The 17,124-nt window shown below is 42.3% G+C and carries 14 protein-coding genes and 2 tRNA genes; 12 read left to right on the top strand and 4 right to left on the bottom strand.

The window, feature by feature from the left end:
* Positions 1–6: 6 nt before the first annotated feature.
* The 6 genes from KSMBR1_RS11240 to KSMBR1_RS20990 all read left to right on the top strand — a co-directional run bounded on the left by KSMBR1_RS11240 (position 7) and on the right by KSMBR1_RS20990 (position 5,843).
* Positions 7–1,017, top strand: coding sequence for a DUF6529 family protein (locus tag KSMBR1_RS11240; RefSeq protein WP_315850555.1), 1,011 nt, complete (start codon positions 7–9; stop codon positions 1,015–1,017).
* 54 nt (positions 1,018–1,071) lie between these two features.
* The gene (locus KSMBR1_RS11235; RefSeq protein ID WP_099325417.1) at positions 1,072–1,836 is read left to right on the top strand and encodes an SDR family NAD(P)-dependent oxidoreductase; all 765 of its coding nucleotides are present in this window, start codon (positions 1,072–1,074) and stop codon (positions 1,834–1,836) included.
* Between the two features lie 130 nt (positions 1,837–1,966).
* Positions 1,967–2,491, top strand: a complete 525-nt coding sequence (locus tag KSMBR1_RS11230) for a cysteine dioxygenase (RefSeq protein WP_099325416.1) — start codon at positions 1,967–1,969, stop codon at positions 2,489–2,491.
* A gap of 560 nt (positions 2,492–3,051) precedes the next feature.
* Positions 3,052–4,311: a Glu/Leu/Phe/Val family dehydrogenase gene (locus KSMBR1_RS11225; RefSeq protein ID WP_099325415.1), complete on the top strand. Its 1,260-nt coding sequence runs from the start codon at positions 3,052–3,054 to the stop codon at positions 4,309–4,311.
* A gap of 33 nt (positions 4,312–4,344) precedes the next feature.
* On the top strand, positions 4,345–4,848 hold the full coding sequence (locus tag KSMBR1_RS11220) for a ferritin-like domain-containing protein (RefSeq protein WP_099325414.1): 504 nt from the start codon (positions 4,345–4,347) through the stop codon (positions 4,846–4,848).
* Positions 4,849–5,183: 335 nt separating this feature from the next.
* Positions 5,184–5,843, top strand: a complete 660-nt coding sequence (locus KSMBR1_RS20990; protein ID WP_157820538.1) for a hypothetical protein — start codon at positions 5,184–5,186, stop codon at positions 5,841–5,843.
* On the opposite strand, the gene KSMBR1_RS11210 is transcribed toward KSMBR1_RS20990, so the two are convergent.
* Positions 5,762–6,691 (bottom strand): methylenetetrahydrofolate reductase, encoded by a 930-nt coding sequence (locus tag KSMBR1_RS11210; RefSeq protein WP_099325412.1) that lies wholly within the window; start codon positions 6,689–6,691, stop codon positions 5,762–5,764. The two genes, KSMBR1_RS20990 and KSMBR1_RS11210, sit on opposite strands and share 82 nt — an antisense overlap.
* An 852-nt stretch (positions 6,692–7,543) precedes the next feature.
* Between KSMBR1_RS11210 and KSMBR1_RS21590 the strand changes: the two genes are divergently transcribed.
* Positions 7,544–7,792: a hypothetical protein gene (locus KSMBR1_RS21590; RefSeq protein WP_099325411.1), complete on the top strand. Its 249-nt coding sequence runs from the start codon at positions 7,544–7,546 to the stop codon at positions 7,790–7,792.
* Positions 7,770–7,843: transfer RNA gene (locus tag KSMBR1_RS11200), tRNA-Ile, on the top strand. Before KSMBR1_RS21590 ends, KSMBR1_RS11200 begins: the two co-directional genes overlap by 23 nt.
* A gap of 91 nt (positions 7,844–7,934) precedes the next feature.
* Here the strand turns inward: KSMBR1_RS11200 and KSMBR1_RS11195 are convergent.
* Positions 7,935–10,103, bottom strand: coding sequence for a tetratricopeptide repeat protein (locus tag KSMBR1_RS11195; RefSeq protein ID WP_099325410.1), 2,169 nt, complete (start codon positions 10,101–10,103; stop codon positions 7,935–7,937).
* 122 nt (positions 10,104–10,225) lie between these two features.
* On the opposite strand from KSMBR1_RS11195, the gene KSMBR1_RS11190 reads away from it, so the two are divergent.
* Both KSMBR1_RS11190 and KSMBR1_RS11185 read left to right on the top strand, forming a co-directional pair.
* A complete protein-coding gene (locus tag KSMBR1_RS11190) occupies positions 10,226–11,020 on the top strand; it encodes an MBL fold metallo-hydrolase (protein ID WP_099325409.1) in 795 nt (264 codons plus the stop codon).
* A 629-nt stretch (positions 11,021–11,649) separates the two neighbouring features.
* The gene (locus KSMBR1_RS11185; protein WP_099325408.1) at positions 11,650–13,089 is read left to right on the top strand and encodes a UDPGP type 1 family protein; all 1,440 of its coding nucleotides are present in this window, start codon (positions 11,650–11,652) and stop codon (positions 13,087–13,089) included.
* Between the two features lie 100 nt (positions 13,090–13,189).
* Here KSMBR1_RS11185 and KSMBR1_RS11180 read toward each other — a convergent pair.
* Positions 13,190–13,266: transfer RNA gene (locus KSMBR1_RS11180), tRNA-Met, on the bottom strand.
* Between the two features lie 261 nt (positions 13,267–13,527).
* Between KSMBR1_RS11180 and amrB the strand changes: the two genes are divergently transcribed.
* Together amrB and KSMBR1_RS11170 are read left to right on the top strand one after the other, a co-directional pair.
* Positions 13,528–14,331 carry an AmmeMemoRadiSam system protein B gene (amrB, locus tag KSMBR1_RS11175; RefSeq protein ID WP_099325407.1) on the top strand — a complete coding sequence of 268 codons (804 nt, stop codon included), beginning with the start codon at positions 13,528–13,530 and terminating at the stop codon, positions 14,329–14,331.
* 45 nt (positions 14,332–14,376) lie between these two features.
* Positions 14,377–15,351: a glycosyltransferase family 2 protein gene (locus KSMBR1_RS11170; RefSeq protein ID WP_099325406.1), complete on the top strand. Its 975-nt coding sequence runs from the start codon at positions 14,377–14,379 to the stop codon at positions 15,349–15,351.
* A 196-nt stretch (positions 15,352–15,547) separates the two neighbouring features.
* Here the strand turns inward: KSMBR1_RS11170 and KSMBR1_RS11165 are convergent, their stop codons facing one another.
* Complete coding sequence (locus KSMBR1_RS11165) at positions 15,548–17,104, bottom strand: hypothetical protein (RefSeq protein ID WP_099323647.1); 1,557 nt, start codon at positions 17,102–17,104, stop codon at positions 15,548–15,550.
* Positions 17,105–17,124 lie beyond the last annotated feature (20 nt).

Here is a 17,124-nt window from a genome sequence, read left to right as displayed (position 1 = left end):
TTTGCGATAACTGGCATACATGCGTTCATACTCAAGCATGCAAATGCTTCGCCCCTACATCGTGCGGTAAATATCGTTATTAAAAATGTTACAAGGTTTCACCAGTTAATTACCCCCCTGGACGTAGAGCAAGCAATTTCAATGAACCCCAAAATAACAACTTCACTTGCCTTCGGCCTGCTCATTATCGGTATTGTTGCGGTTCTCTTCATTATCATTCTGCCTGGCAGAAATAAAAAGACACACTATCCGGATTTTTTCCGGCAGGGACATCGTATTGCCGGCTATGCCTTCTTTGTGCTTTATATATTCATATGTTATTTAATGTCATTGAAAATCACGCGCGACCCTATTACCTGGTCGGCAAAGGATGCTATTCATGCGTATCTCGGACTTGCTATTTTCCCGCTGCTCGTTGCAAAAATATGCGTTGCCCGCGGTTTTAAAAAATATTATCCGCGCCTGCCAATATACGGCATGATCGTAATGGTTGCCGTATACCTGACGGTTATTATGAACGGCGGGTATTTTCTCCTCACTTTAGCCCGCAGTCAGTACATTGTGCTTTTACAACAAGGCAAACCGGTAAAGGTGAATGCGAGTGAAGGTAGGAAGGTAGTACAGACGAAATGCTCCAGTTGTCATTCGTTAGAAAGGGTGTATTCACATTTTAAAACAGCGGCGGAATGGAGGGATTATGTAGCCCGCATGAGGGCAAAGGACCCGCTTCGCCTGAGCGATCTGGAAGAATTGCAGGCGCTGGGATTTCTGATAAAAAACCTTGGCATTGATGAGCAAAAAATGGATGCACAGGTAGGCATGAAGATAATTTTAAACAAATGCCATCTTTGTCACACACTAGAACGCGTGTTCCAACAGAAGAGGACGCAATCAGATTGGCTAAAGGTAATAGAAACAATGCGGGCATTTGATCCGCAGTTGCTGAGTGATTCCGAAGCCCGGCAAGTCCATTATTATTTGAGCAAGATGCTTCTAAAACAAAAAATAGATTCCTGAGAGAAAACACCTTGTTTTATTTCTTTTTTTCGTATACAGATATAGGCGGTGTGTATGTGTGTAGAACTATTTAATTTGCATGATAAAGTCGCCCTGGTGACAGGCGCAGGAAAAGGGCTTGGAAAATCAATGGCGTTAGCCCTGTCAGAATCGGGCGCACATGTGGCGGTGGCAAGCCGTACTTTTTCAGATGTGGAAGAAACGGCGCAGGAAATAGAGGGAAACGGGGTAAAATCACTTCCTATTGCCGCTGACGTAACAAAGCCGGAAGATGTGACAAAAATGGTTGAAATGGTTTTGTCAAAATTCAAAACTATCGACATCCTTGTGAGCAATGTCGGCGCCTTCATTGGCGGTTCAATACAGGATATTTCCTTAGACGATTGGCATAAAATGATCGAAATAAATCTTACAAGCACCTATTTATGTGTAAAAACGGTAGGCAAGCACATGCTCGACAAAAAATGCGGCAAAATAATCACCATGAGTTCCGCCCTTGGAATATTTGGTGCAAACCGGTCTTCAGCATATTGTTCCGGTAAGGGAGGGGTAATACAACTCACAAAGGCCCTGGCAATTGAATGGGCAAAATACAACATAAATGTCAACTCAATCGCCCCCTATTCGATGGAAACTGAAACTACCAGGGAAATGCTGAAAGACGAAAAAATAAAGCAGGCGATTATTTCAAAAATCCCCTTACAGCGGATTGGACAACCCTCCGATCTCTCCGGAACTGTTGTCTTCCTTGCCTCTAAGGCGTCTGACTATATAACCGGACAGGTTATATTCGTAGATGGCGGGTTTTCTGTACAATAACCCGGCGCTGCAAAGCCGCAATTTAGAAGGGTTGAACCGCTAAGGGACTTGAAATTAGTTTTTGTCAGATAAAATATGAGTATGAACTTGAATTGCTAACGTTTCCAAATCTACCAATGGATTTTTAACCATGAACGCTTCCTTAAAAAAATACATTGCCCGTTTTGAATCATTGCAGGGAATACCTTCCGAAGAGGAATTAAGAAATAGTTTCGGGGGATTGCACCAGGAACAATTGTCTATTGAGGAATATACACGTTTCTCCGGCACGGGGTATCAACGAAATGTTATTAATGCCAGTGCCACATGTGAGTTAATTGCATTGTGTTTTAAGCCGGGACAATACACCTCAATTCATGACCACGGAGGTTCTGTTGGGATTGCCTTTGTTTACAAAGGGACTATGACGGAAGAATTATTTGAAAAACAGCAATCATCGGGTATGATCGCACCGTTTGCAAAGAATTCGGTTTCGGCAAATGAAGTGTCCTGCATTGATCTTTCGACAATTCATCGTGTATCAAATGTTCATGATGATGGATTAGTTGTTATTACTGTCTATTTCCCGCCTCTTGTTGCAATGAATATTTATAACACGGAAAATACCCTGGTTGAGAAATGGACAGCGGCGGCACAGAGGAAACAATATTCTTAGTAACTTTAATTGTGAAATACGAAATACGAATCCACCCCCTGCACCCCCGCCAGCGGGGGACATTTTCTCCCATTGGAAAGGGGCATGGGGGAGGATTAGGATTGAAATTTAGCATTTTCGGATTTCACCATTAAATATTTTGCCAGAAAGCATGCACTGACGAATGGAAGTGTGCAAAGAAATTTCGTCACACTTTGTAACACTTTAGTTTTTTGAAAAATGTATTACCTATAAGCTCCGCAGGAGCAGCCTGTTTGTATCAAAATAGGATATTGTAACAGATCGTAGAGACAGGTTTGAAACCTGTCTCTACTACAATTAGGAGCGACCTGTCTCTTGTAAATCCATATAAACAGGTCTACCTGAATACAGACAGGCCGCTCCTACGGAGCTATTTACTCTATTGAATTTTATTGTGCTACTACAAACAGACCGCCCCTAACGGGGCTACATGGTATTTTTTCTATCCCGTGAATTTTCCAAAAAGCTAAAATGTTACCACACTTTAGTTTTTTGAAATTACTGGAAAATTCCAAATCCCTTAATAAAGATATTCTAAAATGCCGGAAAAGATGGAAGAGAATAGCCCGTGGCAAACGGCGCTAACACAATTCAATAATGTCTCGAAGCGGATGAACCTCCCGGAGGATATTCATCAGATATTGAAACATTTTTCCCGAATCCTTACCGTGTCTGTTCCAGTTCGGATGGATAACGGATCAACAGCTTCGTTTGAAGGATTCCGGGTTCAGCATTGTTCTGCCAAAGGGCCTTATAAGGGAGGCATACGGTATCATCCGGACCTTACTTTGGACGACTTAAAGGCACTGGCAATGGAAATGACATGGAAGTGTTCCCTAGTGGATATTCCTTTTGGCGGAGCAAAAGGAGGCGTCGTTTGCGACCCCAAAAAACTCTCACGCGGCGAACTTGAAAGAATTACCCGGCGCTATACGTATGCTATTCAGCCAATCATCGGGCCAGACATCGATATTCCCGCGCCGGACGTCAATACAAACGAGCAAATCATGGCATGGATCATGGACACCTACAGCATGAATAAAGGCTTTTGTTCCCCCGGCATCGTCACGGGGAAACCATTGAATATTGGGGGCTCTCTGGGCAGGGCAGATGCAACGGGGCTTGGCGTTGCCTATATTGCCGCAAGCGCGGTGCGTCAAAACAAAAAAACACTAAAGGGCCTCAACGTAGTCATACAGGGATATGGCAATGTCGGGTCTGCCGCGGGAAAATTTTTAGAAGAAATGGGGTGTAAGATAGTAGCTGTCAGCAGTTCAACCGGTGGAATATACAACCCGGGGGGGTTGTCTCATAACGCTATTATAGAACATTACAGAAAAACCGGAGGATTCCGGTATTTTCCCCTTGCAGAAAATATTACGAACGCTGAATTACTGGAACTACCCTGTGACGTGCTGATTCCCGCAGCAATGGGAGGCCAGATCACAAAGAAGAATGCCGGTAAAATAAAGGCAAAACTGATCGTAGAGGGTGCAAATGGCCCTACAACCCCGGAGGCGGACGAAATACTCTCCGGCAGGAAAATAAAGATCGTACCGGACATCCTTGCAAATGCGGGGGGTGTGATTGTTTCCTATTTCGAGTGGGTGCAGGATGCGCAATGTTATTTCTGGTGCAAAAACGAGGTAAACGCCAAACTTAAAATACTTCTTGAAAGATCATTTAATGACGTTTATGCTTTCGCACAAAAAAACAAATATTCCCTACGCACCTCTGCCATGATGCTGGCAATTAAAAAAGTCGCTGACGTTTTTACCGTGAGGGGATTGTATCCGTAACTTTTATAACTACAAAAGAAAGGTGTTATTACAATGGAGTTCGAAAACTTTAATGACCATGAAGTCCTTCGAATCGCAATAAACATGGAAAAAGAAGGCAAGGTTTTTTATACTACCCTGGCAGAAAACGCAAAAGACTCAAGGGTAAAAGAAATCTTTGCAAAGCTCGCGCAGGACGAAGAAGATCATATGGATACCTTCCAGAGGATTTATGATTCTTTGCCTTCGCCACAGGAACAAATATACGCCGGCGAGGATTACACGGCAGATGAATATTTGAAGCACCTTGTGGATACAGGTGTCTTTACCAGGAAAGACTCGGCAAAAGAACTTGCCTTGCAGATAAAAAGCGATGTTGACGCTTTAAAAATCGGCATACAAGCAGAGAAGGATGCAATCCTCTACTACCGCGAAGCAATACAGCATACAAAAAACGATGACGGACGGAAAGCCTTTGAACAATTATTAAACGAAGAAAAAACCCACCTTCATTTACTGGCAAAACAAATGATTCTTTTGAAAGAGTGCGCGGCATAGAAGCGCAACAATGTCTTCTGTAATACACAAGCTACACATTTGTTGAATCATTGCCGACCATCGCATAAAAATAGATTTGAGCGAACAAATCATCTTTTTATCATTCACCTTATCCTTCAAAAATGCATTGAAACTATTATCTCCTTTTTTTTACGGCGGCATACAGTATGCAAAAATCATGGAAAGAAACTCTTTCGGAATTATCCATGTAAGAGCTTCAAGAGGCGAAAAGCATAATCGCCAGATTAATTCAGGAAGAAAAAAAGAGGCAAAAAGGGCTTAAAAGGAAGGCGCCGGAAACAAAACAAGGATCTTTTGAGGACGATGAAAACCCTGTGATCTTCTTCCAACCTGAAGAAGGAACAAACGCCAGACAGAAGCGCACAGAGGAGAGGTTTGTTTTAGACACGGAAGGTTTCTGTTCTGCAGTAAGAAGGGATCAAATCGATTTTATGCATGAAGAGGTCCCCATTCTCATAAAAGACATTTCTAAACATGGAATACATTTTACCTCCAAAAGACCCTTTATCCCTTCTACAATACTAATAATCACCTTTTATTTGTCATATAAAATCCAACAGGCACAAGACGGCACAGACATACAGAGAACGGTGTATTACACAGCAAAGAAAACAAACAACGTGGATGACAATCTTTTGTACAAGAGAACACAAAAGCAAATTTATGCAGAGGTACGAAGGGTCATCGAGTGTTCTGATATAACGGGAGTTATGTATGATGTAGGCGCCCTCGCGATTGATCGTACGAAGGCGGATGAATTACGGAAAGAGTGGGAAGATTGCTATTTAATAAAAAAACGCCTTTCCGTCAAGCACGGCTTAAACATCCTGATTGTTTCTATGTTTGAGAAGGTTGTTAAACATCGGATGTACTCTTGCTTGACAGCGTGTGTTTATACTGAAGGCCTCGGATACAATCCTGCCTGCCTTACAATTTCAGGCACCGCTTCTTCCCACTCAACGGCCATAATATGAATACCTGCAACGCCTTTTATCTCTCTCACCTGCTCAATTACTTCCAGACAAATCTTTATCCCTTCTTCTTTCCCTCTTTTCGCTTCAGCAGCAGCGTCCATGCGCTCCATAACTTCATCAGGCACATCCATGCCGGGTACGTTATATTTCATATGCTTTGCCATGCCCTTTGATTTGAGGGGCGCTACACCGGCAAGTATATAGGTCTTTTCGTGAAGTCCCATATCAGTAACCATTTTCATCCATTCTTTAAATTTGTTTACGTTGTAGATAATTTGAGTCTGAATAAAATCCGCACCTGCCTTAATTTTTTTACCAAGTCTCGCCGCACGATATTTAAAAGGGTCTGCAAATGGGTTCTCCGCTGCACCAATAAAAAACGCGGGACTCCCCGCCTTCAATTCCTGTCCGCACTGGGATAACCTTTCGTCCCTAAGTGCTTTTACGATTTGAATAAGTTGAATGGAATCAATGTCAAATACGCCTTTTGCCATCGGATGGTCGCCAAATTTCTGATGGTCTCCCGTGAGGCAAAGCACGTTTTTTGCCCCCAAAGCCGCAGCGCCCAAAAGATCGCTCTGTATGGCAATACGGTTTCTATCCCGGCATGTCATCTGAACAATGGGTTCCACACCCGAATCAAGCACAATTCTGCCTGCAGCGATGCTTGACATCCTTACCACGGCGGTTTGGCAATCGGTAATGTTAAAGGCATCGCCATATCCCTTCAGCATCACCGCTTTTTTTTCAATTACCGTTCTGTCCGCACCCCTTGGAGGGCCGAGTTCCGCTGTTACTGCAAATTTTCCGTCACGAAGTAATTTCTCCAGATTGCTTCCAGATTTCATGGTTTCGCTCATTTCCTAATATAGTTAACAATACCTATTTACAAAAACATTGCCAGGGCGTAATTGTTTTCACGGTAACTTCTCAATAAGTTGAGGTTTTTATAATAATTTCTACCTTCCACAGTCTGCAATCTGCAGTTTGCCGATCGTAGATTGCAGATTGCCGACTGTAAGAGAGTTCTTTGCCTCAACTTATTGAGAAGTTACTTTTCCACTGTAAAACTTTGAGATTATACCAGTAAGCAATTATTTTATACAAGCATCTTTTCCTTGTTCCATTCTTGGTGCTTCAAACATCCAGGGTGGATTAAGATGCGGCTTTTTTGCACCGAATCCACCACAATAATACTTAATTATTCATCTTTCTAATACCATGATTTGTTGTAACTATTCAGCGTAATCTATTAAACTATCGAAGCACAACTCGTTCTCAAACCTTGTACTGAACATAGTGAAGTATCTGTTTGGGAACGTAATGGCAAGGGAAACTACATTCGCGGGTTAAGGTTTGTAACCCAATGTCATTAAGTTAAGAATTATTGTAACACTTTGGTTTAAAAAAAACGTATTACCGATAAGCTCCGTAGGAGCAACCTGTTTGTAGTAGTAGATAGGATACCATAACAGATATTAGCTCCGTCAGGAGCGGCCTGTCTTCCTGTCAATCATATACAGGCCGCTCCTATGGAGCTATTTACCTGTTGAATTTTATTGCGCTACAAACAGACCGCCCCTAAAGGGGCTACATTGTTTTTTAGGCTCTTCAGGCAGGTTGCTTAACTTAATGACATTGGTTTGTAACCTTAACCAAACGTTTTATACTTTCAATCCAGCCTTCTATTAGCAGAACAAATGACAAATAAATTCCAGATTCCAAACAGGGATTTTGTGATTTGGGAATTGGCATTTTACCACAGTACATGGCCCCATTATACGCATAAACTCATAGGTTCAGGTTACAAACCTGAACCCGCCAGGAGTCGTGTAATGTTTACGCTGAATAGTTACGATTTGTTTGACTATAAATTTGAAATTGAAATGGTAGTAATTTGTGGTATAATTCCAAACATCAATAAAGGGGCCCATAGCTCAGTTGGTTAGAGCAGCGGACTCATAATCCGCGTGTCCAAGGTTCGAATCCTTGTGGGCCCACTTTTACTTTCCAACCCATTCACAGTCTACAGTTTCCAGTCGGCAATCAGCAGTCTACAATCTGCAATTTGCCGATTGCCGGACTGCACGCTTACTCTCCCGACAGCTTAAAATACTCGATAACCTGCTTCATGTCCTCCCGCGCGGCCTGGCCGGGGTCTATTTTTAAGAGTTCCAGTAAATAACTTTTTGATTTTTCGGCATCCCGCTTATTGACAAGATACAAAAATACAAGCCTTTTATAAGCATTTACCTCACCGGGGTAACGAACAATCATATGTTGAAATACGTTTATCGCATCATCGGCCATACCCATCCTGTAGCAAAGATTGCCCAGCGCAAGGAGGGCATTAAAATTGTCCGGGTCTAACTGAACCGCCCTGCGGTATGCCTGAACAGCCCTTTCTCCCTCTTCCAGGTTTTCATAAGCAAAGCCAAGATTGTAATAACTCTGCGGCTGATTTTGGTTTAACGCAACCGCTTTTTCAAAATACTCAATAGCATCATGCATCTTCCCCCGCTTTGCATAGTTTACCCCTACATTATTTATGGCAAGGATATATTTGCTGTCGTACAGAAGGGATTCTCGAAACTCCTCAAGGGCTTCATCAAGCTTTTCCATTGAATTGTAAACACTGCCAAGCCCATTGTGCGCATGCGAATAATCCGGTTTTATCCTGAGCGCCTCAAGATATTCCTCCTTTGCCTTATCAAGCTGCCCCCGGTTGTAATAAATATTGCCTAGATTGTTGTGCGGCTGCGCGTAATATCTGTCAAGCCGGATTGCCTCTATGTATTCTGCCTCTGCCTTTTGTTCTAATCCCTGTTTCGTATATACTATGCCAAGATTGCTGTGTATGCTGGCGTCTTCAGCATTGCAGAGCAATGCGGCCTGATATTCCTTTTGGGCCCGTTCAATATTCCCCTTTTCCAAATAAACGTTTCCAAGATTGCAATGCGCACGATGGCTTTGCGGAGACCTTACCAGGGTCTTTGTCCACAATGAAAATTCATCCCGCCAGTCTCCGTTTTTCCTTATAATAGAAAAGCCATTGCTGCCTACCATAAAAATTATGATGACCAGTTGCACCACTTTTCTTAAAGGAATAGCACGGGAAGACAGCGTTGTATCGGTAATACGGTAGATAAGTATCCCCTTTACCACACAAAAGCCCATAACGGGAAGATACAGATATCTTTCCGCCATAATATTTCCGATAGGAACAATATTCATAACCGGCAGGAGCGTGATGAAAAACCAGGCCATCCAGCAGGCAAAGAAATGCCTCACTTTGCATAGTTTCGCAAGGATGACAAAAACGGCACATAAAAACAAGACGGAGAGAATGCCTGACCACTCCAGAGAAGATTTTACAAGGGGCACCACATAGTCCGCATTCAGGTTAAACGGAAAGAAAGACGCCTTGATATAGGATGCCAGCACCTTAAGCATCGTAAAAATATTCAGCCAGAATCCCCCAGGCTGATACTCCGCCTGCACTGCCGGATTTCTTAATACTACAAATCGTATCACGATGTAAAACAGTGAAACGGCAAAATATCCAATATAAATACCTTTAAGCCTTCGCAAAATGCCTTGCCGCATGCCTTGGCCTGAAAAGATAACAAATAAGAATAAAATAGCCGGCAGGGTTATGGCCATTTCTTTTGAAAAAAGCGCAAGAAAATACGTAAGGAGAGAGAGGCAATAATACATGATAAAACGTCTTTTCTCCCCATTGCTTTCAAACAGCAATGTGTCAGATTTTACAAAACAGATGAGAGAGATAAGCATAAATGTTGCAGAAAGAAGATCCTCGCGATATCCAATAGCATTTACTGTTTCCGTAAGAATCGGATGTGTGATAAAAAAAAGTGTGGAAAGCCACAGTATCTTTTTATTTTTTATCACCTGGCGGAAGAAAAGATAAAAAAGCGTGGTATTTACTGCATGTAATAAAACGTTTGTCAAATGAAAACCAAAAGGGTTGAGCTGCCAGAGGCTATAATCAACAAAATAAGAAAAGGTCACAAATGGCCGGTAACTCATCTCCCCTGAAATGATAAAATAATCTGCAGAAAACAATGCGGGAAAATACTTCCAGTCCTTGATAAAACCGTTGTCCACGATAACCTTGAAATCATCATAAACAAATTTCCCGTGAGTGGCATTTATATAAAGCAGAAGGGAAAAGACCGGTATTAAGACAAGAATACAGGAAAAAAGGGAGGTACGTTTTGAATTTGATTTGATGAACAAAAAAGGCGTTTCCTATCATTTAATAAAAATATATCAACATTACGCTACAAAAAACGTCTTCCTATAATATAATATGAAAATATCGGAAACAAAATATTTTTACAAACTCTCTTAAATATACTATGGAAACGACCATTCAAACAGATTTTATAAAATTCCTCGGTACGGCCGGGGCGAGGATTGTCGTATCGAAACAACTCCGCGCATCAGGGGGCATTTGGTATTCATTGCACGGTTTCAACGTTTTGGTAGATCCGGGTCCTGGATGCCTTGTAAGATGCCTTTCAAGCAGGCCAAAAATGGACCCGATGCAACTGGATGCAATTATCCTCTCCCACAGGCATCTGGATCATGCCGCAGATGTGAATGTTATGATTGAAGCAATGACTGAAGGAGGATTTAAGAAAAGAGGAACACTCTACGCCCCCGAAGATGCATTAACGGAAGATCCGGTTGTTTTCCACTATGTAAGAAACTATATCACTAAAATAATTATCATAAAGGAAGGCGGGCGTTATCAACTGTCAGACGGTGTCTACTTTGAAACACCACTTAAACATCAGCATCCAAGTGAAACATACGGCATTAATTTCATTACCCCTGAATATACCATTTCACACATCGTCGATACCCGTTACTTTCCGGATTTATTGAAGTGCTACAATGGCGACACATTGATTATCAACGTTGTCCGCTATAACGCTGACCGCGATACAAGAAAGTGGCTGTATCACCTGACAATAAGAGACGTCAGAGAAATAGTTACCACACTAAAACCAAAAACTACATTATTGAATCATTTTGGAATGACCATGCTCAAGGCTCACCCCCACAAGGTTGCCGAACAATTATCAGCGGAAACAGGACTCAACATTATAGCCGCAAGCGACGGGATGCGATTTAATTTAAAAAAGTAGGGGCTAAGCATCTGCCGGTTTGGGTAAGAACGCATTTATGAAGATTTATGGCAAATGCTTCGCCCCTACAACAGGCCTGAAGGACAGAAAGCATATCGCTACGCCAGGCGTGTTCAGGTTATAAACATGGACCCGCCTGAAAGATCCTCCATATTTCTTATAGAGTGGATGCAGGAGCTTCCAATGCAATTACATTCCCATAAAATATGAGGAGTTACCCCTTACTTTTGAGATAACAGAGTTCATTTGGCCCAGTCTGGGAAGCTAGGGAACGAACGTTTTGCTTTTTCAAAAGACTAAAGTGTTACTAAAATGTTACTTTTCCTTCATCTTTTTGCTTATACCTTTGAGGATAAAAAATAATAAATCATAAGCAGAAAAAATGAGGGAAAATAAATATTTTACATTTTAAAAAATAGCGTATAATAAAGTTCATTGTTTCATTGGTCTGTCGTTTTTGATTGCCGACAGGCATTATGAAACATACAAAACGTTTCGGTTCAGTCATGGACGACTTAATCAACCGGAAGGAGGGGCACTAAGCAGGGACACTAAATCCTGCGTTTTTCTCTTGTTTGCACCACCCTGAAAACTCACATGCAAAATGAAAATTCCTTTACTATTAAATTATGAATACCGTAAACAAAGACCATATTGAAAAAGCATATCCTGATTATAAACACCTTATAGAAAAGGCATTTCAAACTGGCCAGTCCCACATTTTTAGCTGGTGGAACGAGATTACTACTGCCGAAAAGCTGCATCTTTTGAAACAGATATCTTCAATAGATTTTACGCTTTTACAAAAACTTTTTCACGAAAGCTTTATTTCAGCTTCTGACATGTTTCAGAAAAATTTACAACCCCCACCGATTATTGGCATTCCGGAAAATATTACTGGAAAAAAAGCTGCTGAAAAGGCGAAACAGGTGGGGGAGGAGTCCTTGTGCAATGGAGAAATTGCCATCCTTACCGTTGCGGGGGGACAGGGAACACGGCTGGGAATCGATGGACCAAAGGGCATGCTCCCCATATCGCCAATCAACAAAAAAAGCATTTTTCAACTTCATGCCGAGAAAATACGCGCTCTTCAAACGAAATACAACGCAATGTTTCCCTGGTATATTATGACAAGCGAAACAAATGATCACGACACGCAGGAGTTTTTCCGTTCAAACAAATTCTTCGGGCTTGACCAACAACGGGTATATTTCTTTACCCAACGAATGATTCCCACAGTAGATATGAACGGAAAAATTTTGATGAATGCAAAGTCAAATATTGTAATGAGCCCGAACGGTCATGGGGGCACAATTATTGCGCTTCAGGAAAAAAGTATTATAAATGATATAAAAGAACGGGGGGTCAGGCACATCTTTTATCACCAGGTGGATAACGTGCTTATAAAAATGGCAGACCCTGTATTTATTGGCTATCATCTTATGGATGGCGCGGATGTGTCATCAAAGGTGGTTAAAAAACGCAGCCCTGATGAAAAAGTAGGAGTGATTGTTTCTCTTGACGGACACTTGCACGTGGTTGAGTATTCGGAACTGAGCCAGGAGGACAAATATGCAAAAAACAATGATGGCACTTTAAAATATAATGCAGGAAATATTGCGATTCACATATTCAGCATCGCCTTTCTTGAAAAGCTGTTTCAAATGGAAACCTACCTTCCGTATCATATCGCAATAAAAAAGGTTCCTTTTATTGATTTGAACGGCAATTTGATTACCCCGAAAGAAAATAACGCCATTAAATTTGAAACATTTATATTTGACGTTTTAAAGCACGTGAAAAATGGTGTACTTATGGAAGTTATCCGCAAGGAGGAATTTTCTCCGGTAAAAAATGCAGAAGGAGACGATTCTCCCGCAACAGCGCAACAAGACATGGTAAATATATTTGGCCAATGGTTGCGAAAGGCGGGGGTTGCCATCCCGAAGGATTCTAATGATAATGTAAAGGGACTTATTGAAATCAATCCCTGTTTTGCATTTAATGAGGAGGACTTAATAAAAAATGTGGATAAGGATTTGGAATTTAGAGGTTTTTTGAATCTTTAGTATTGAAATTTGAATATTGAACATTTTTCTTATTGCGTAACATGAGTTACACGGTTTTGGAAGTTAATGCTCAATGTTCCATCGCATAAGACCGGAAGTATGGTAGCGGCGGAGGGAATCGAACCCCCGACCTGCGGCTTATGAGTCCGCTGCTCTAACCATCTGAGCTACACCGCCATTTGTTTAGATTCTTCAAATCTGATTTGGGAAGGGTTGTTTAAGAAGAATTGTGGAACAGATGAATCGAAATGGTATTTATATAAAAAAGATAACATCTGTTATCATCGTTTTCAAGGAATTTTCTCTAATTATGGCAACTATTTAGCCAACCGGGGGAAAAGCAGTAACATACGTCATTGCCCCATAAAAGCTAACGTGTTTTTGATATTTTTTGTACAATTTATTTTTATTAACAACTAAATTTAATAGAGAAATAAAATGATACGTCAACCAGCAGTAGCGGGGTCTTTTTACAGCGGGGATAAAAGCCGGTTACAACATGAGATCGATACTTTTATCATCAAGGATTGTGAAAAACAATCTGCTCTGGGGGCAGTTTCTCCTCATGCGGGCTATATGTACTCCGGCAGTATTGCCGGAAGTTTATATTCGCACATTACGATACCGGATTTGGTAGTGATATTGTCACCAAATCATACCGGATATGGCAAGCCCTATTCAATTTGGCCAGGAGGTTCCTGGATAACCCCTTTTGGAGAGATAGCAGTAAATGAGGAAGCGGTGGATGAATTGGTTAATAGTTGCCACCTTATAGAAAGAGACAAGGAGGCTCATTTGTATGAACATGCTGCAGAGGTACAAATACCCTTTATTCAATATTTTAATCAGAAAACAGAGATAGTTGTAATGACCATAGCCTCCAGAAAAATTCAGGACTTGAAAACCATAGGGAAGTGCATGTCCCAGATGCTGCAGAAATTGCACCCCGATGCGCTCGTAGTGGCATCTTCCGATATGACGCATCACGAGCCGCAGGCGTCTGCAAACAAGAAAGATAACATTGCCATCAATGAAATTTTAGCGCTTAACGAAGACGGCTTATACAACAAGGTGCGCGAATTACGCATTTCCATGTGCGGAATATACCCTGCAGTGATTATGCTTACTTGCTCCAAAGAACGTGGCGCAAAAGAAGCAATACTCGTACGCTACGCAACGAGCGGGGACGTCACCGGCGATTATGATCAGGTGGTAGGGTATGCGGGAATTATCATTCGATAGCTTCTGGTTAGCCCTTTGAAAATCATTCAGAGACGAAAATATTGTATGCCATTTTCCATATCAGTCATAATACCAACTTATAATGCTGAAAAAACAATCGGGCAATGCTTACATGCCCTGAAACAACAAAATTATCCATCCGCTTCATATGAAGTAATTTTGGTAGATGACGGTTCAAAAGATGCAACGGGTGAAATTGCAAGGACGTATGATATAAAATATCTCCGGCAGGAAAATAGCGGGCCTGCGACGGCAAGGAACAAGGGAGCAATAGTGGCAAAGGGAGAAATTATTTTATTTACCGACTCCGATTGTGTGCCGGAACCTGATTGGATAAGGGAAATGGCTGCGCCGTTCAACGATAAAAGCGTAATGGCGGTAAAAGGGGCATATAGGAACAGGCAGAAAAGTATTGTAGCCCGTTTCGCCCAGCTTGAGTTTGAAGAGCGGTTTGAAATGCTGAAAAAGGCTGCATCAATCGACATGGTTGACACGTATTCCGCGGGTTTTCGTAAAGATGCGTTTCTTCAGCTTGGCGGTTTTGATACGAGTTTTCCCGTTGCGAACAATGAAGATACGGAATTGTCGTACCGCATGTCAACGCGGGGATTTAAAATGGTGTTCAATCCAAACGCCATTGTTTTTCATTTAGACCATCCCGCTTCGGTAAAAAGGTATGCAAGGCTTAAATTCTGGAGGGGGTACTGGCGGACGGTAGTATATAAAAAATTTCCCGGCAAGATGCTTAAAGATACCTACACCCCTCAAACATTAAAATTACAGATTCTTTTTCTGTTTTTATTCCTAATGAGCATTTCCTTTTCTGTTTTTTCCCCCACTGGCTTGTATGCGGCATTTGGCGCAGGCGTATTTTTCTTCATACTATCTCTGCCTTTAATGATATTGGGCGTCAGAAAAGATTACTTCGTTGGATTATGTGTTCCTTTTTTACTTGTTCTCAGGGCAGGTGCTCTGGGATTTGGAATGTTATGGGGAATGGTGCGAACACGGTTTTATTAAATTATAATTAAAATATGGTAACCACGGAATACACGGAAAAAAAGAATTTGGAAGAGGATGATGAGTGAGAATGGAGAAAATTTTGTTGGAAGAAGAATCGTATGCTAAATGAGGTTATATGAGAATGTATTGTAAAATAAATTTCCGTGTATTCCGTACTACTATCCATCAATTTCTTGTTTTTTATGCGTGTTTTTCATGCCGCCATTTCCGTAAGTGCTTTAATATCAAGGGCTGAAGCGGTCATCAGTGAACAAGAGAACTTCTGGCCTTTCTCCGTCAAAACATAGCGGTTGGCCCTCGGAACTTTGCGGATTAGACCGTGTGCCCGCAGCATCTTTATCCGTCGGGTCGTTCGTCCGGAATATTTCTTTTGCTGATCCTTGCCGGATTGTTCGGATTCCCGGTAAAGCCACTTACGCAAATCATGGTTGCGGAATCCATTTATCGCGTTTTCGCCTTTGGACAGGAACATCAGCATCTGGTAATCATCCTGCTGCCAGGGATTCAAACCTCGATACCTCTTGCCCTCTTTGACAACCTTGTTACAAGCGCTGCTCACCACTTCTTTCAGTTTCTCCTCTACCTGAGCCGCCGCCAAAGCATCCCCATAACGATCATTGCATTGTTGGCTCACCTCACACCGTCGATGAAGATCGCTTACGCCCTTACGCATCTTCTGCCATGACGCCGGTTTGCCTTCATCATCATTGGGACTCCGAAAGACCTTAAAGTCCCGCGTATTATTGATCGTTGTCTCAATACGCAAGAGACTACCGCTCTTGTTATACATCTTCACTGAATTATAATTCACACTGTGCTTGACCCGTATACCTTCATAGCGTCTTCGATAGTCGCTGATAACCTCATCAGGGGCAGCGCCTGCAAGGTTACGCCTACCCAAATACTTCATCACCGAAGAACTGTCGCAAACCCGCATCGCATGATGAACAAACGATGGAAACAACTCCTCCAATGCCTCAACCGATTTAAACATGATGTCCGTCGCCCACTCCGTCTCATCCGCAGACCAGTAATACTCCGGTTCCAACGGACGAAGAATCTGCGACAATGCCGGGCAACTGCCCAACGCAAGCCCGTTCAGCAGCTTCGCCCAGTCAGTCTTAAGCTGCTCATGGAGCAGAACCTGCGCAGCCGCAATATCCTCTATACGCACAAAACAGTTGCCGTCCTTAACATAATCAATACCTTGCTTCTGAAGTTGCCGCTCCAGCCAATGACGACCATTGAGACAAATGAAAATATTAAACGGCGCCCAACTCTGGATACGAACATGACCAAAACCAAACACTGGATCGTTAAAATAATGATACACAAAGACACACTTGCGGGGCGCCATTACCAACTCGAGCTTCTTGCTGGCCTTGTTGCCCTTGACCATCGGCGCAATACAAGGCTCTACCACACTCAACAGGCAGATGGAACCTTCCGTAATCCTCTTATCCGCCGCGATCTGGCGAGCCAACTTCTCCTTATCAACACCGCTGCTCATCAAATACCGCACCTCGATACCCAAATCTTTCGCCCGCGATTCACAACTGTCTCGCACCTGTGCCGTAAGCCCATTGACCCAACCGGAAAAATCCTTAAGCAGAATTCTCGCTTGGTTCATGAATGTTCCCATCCCACGCTCACTGGCCAACCACCGCAATGTCCCGCGAAAACGAATCCTGTCCAGACCGCTTATTGCACCCACGATCCTGTCTCGATATAATTCCATCAACTTATTCATAAGTAGTGTCCTCCAAATTG

Origin of the sequence: Candidatus Kuenenia stuttgartiensis, from assembly GCF_900232105.1 — a bacterium.
GTDB classification, from domain to species: domain Bacteria; phylum Planctomycetota; class Brocadiia; order Brocadiales; family Brocadiaceae; genus Kuenenia; species Kuenenia stuttgartiensis_A.
This window is presented reverse-complemented; position numbering and strand designations above follow the sequence as displayed.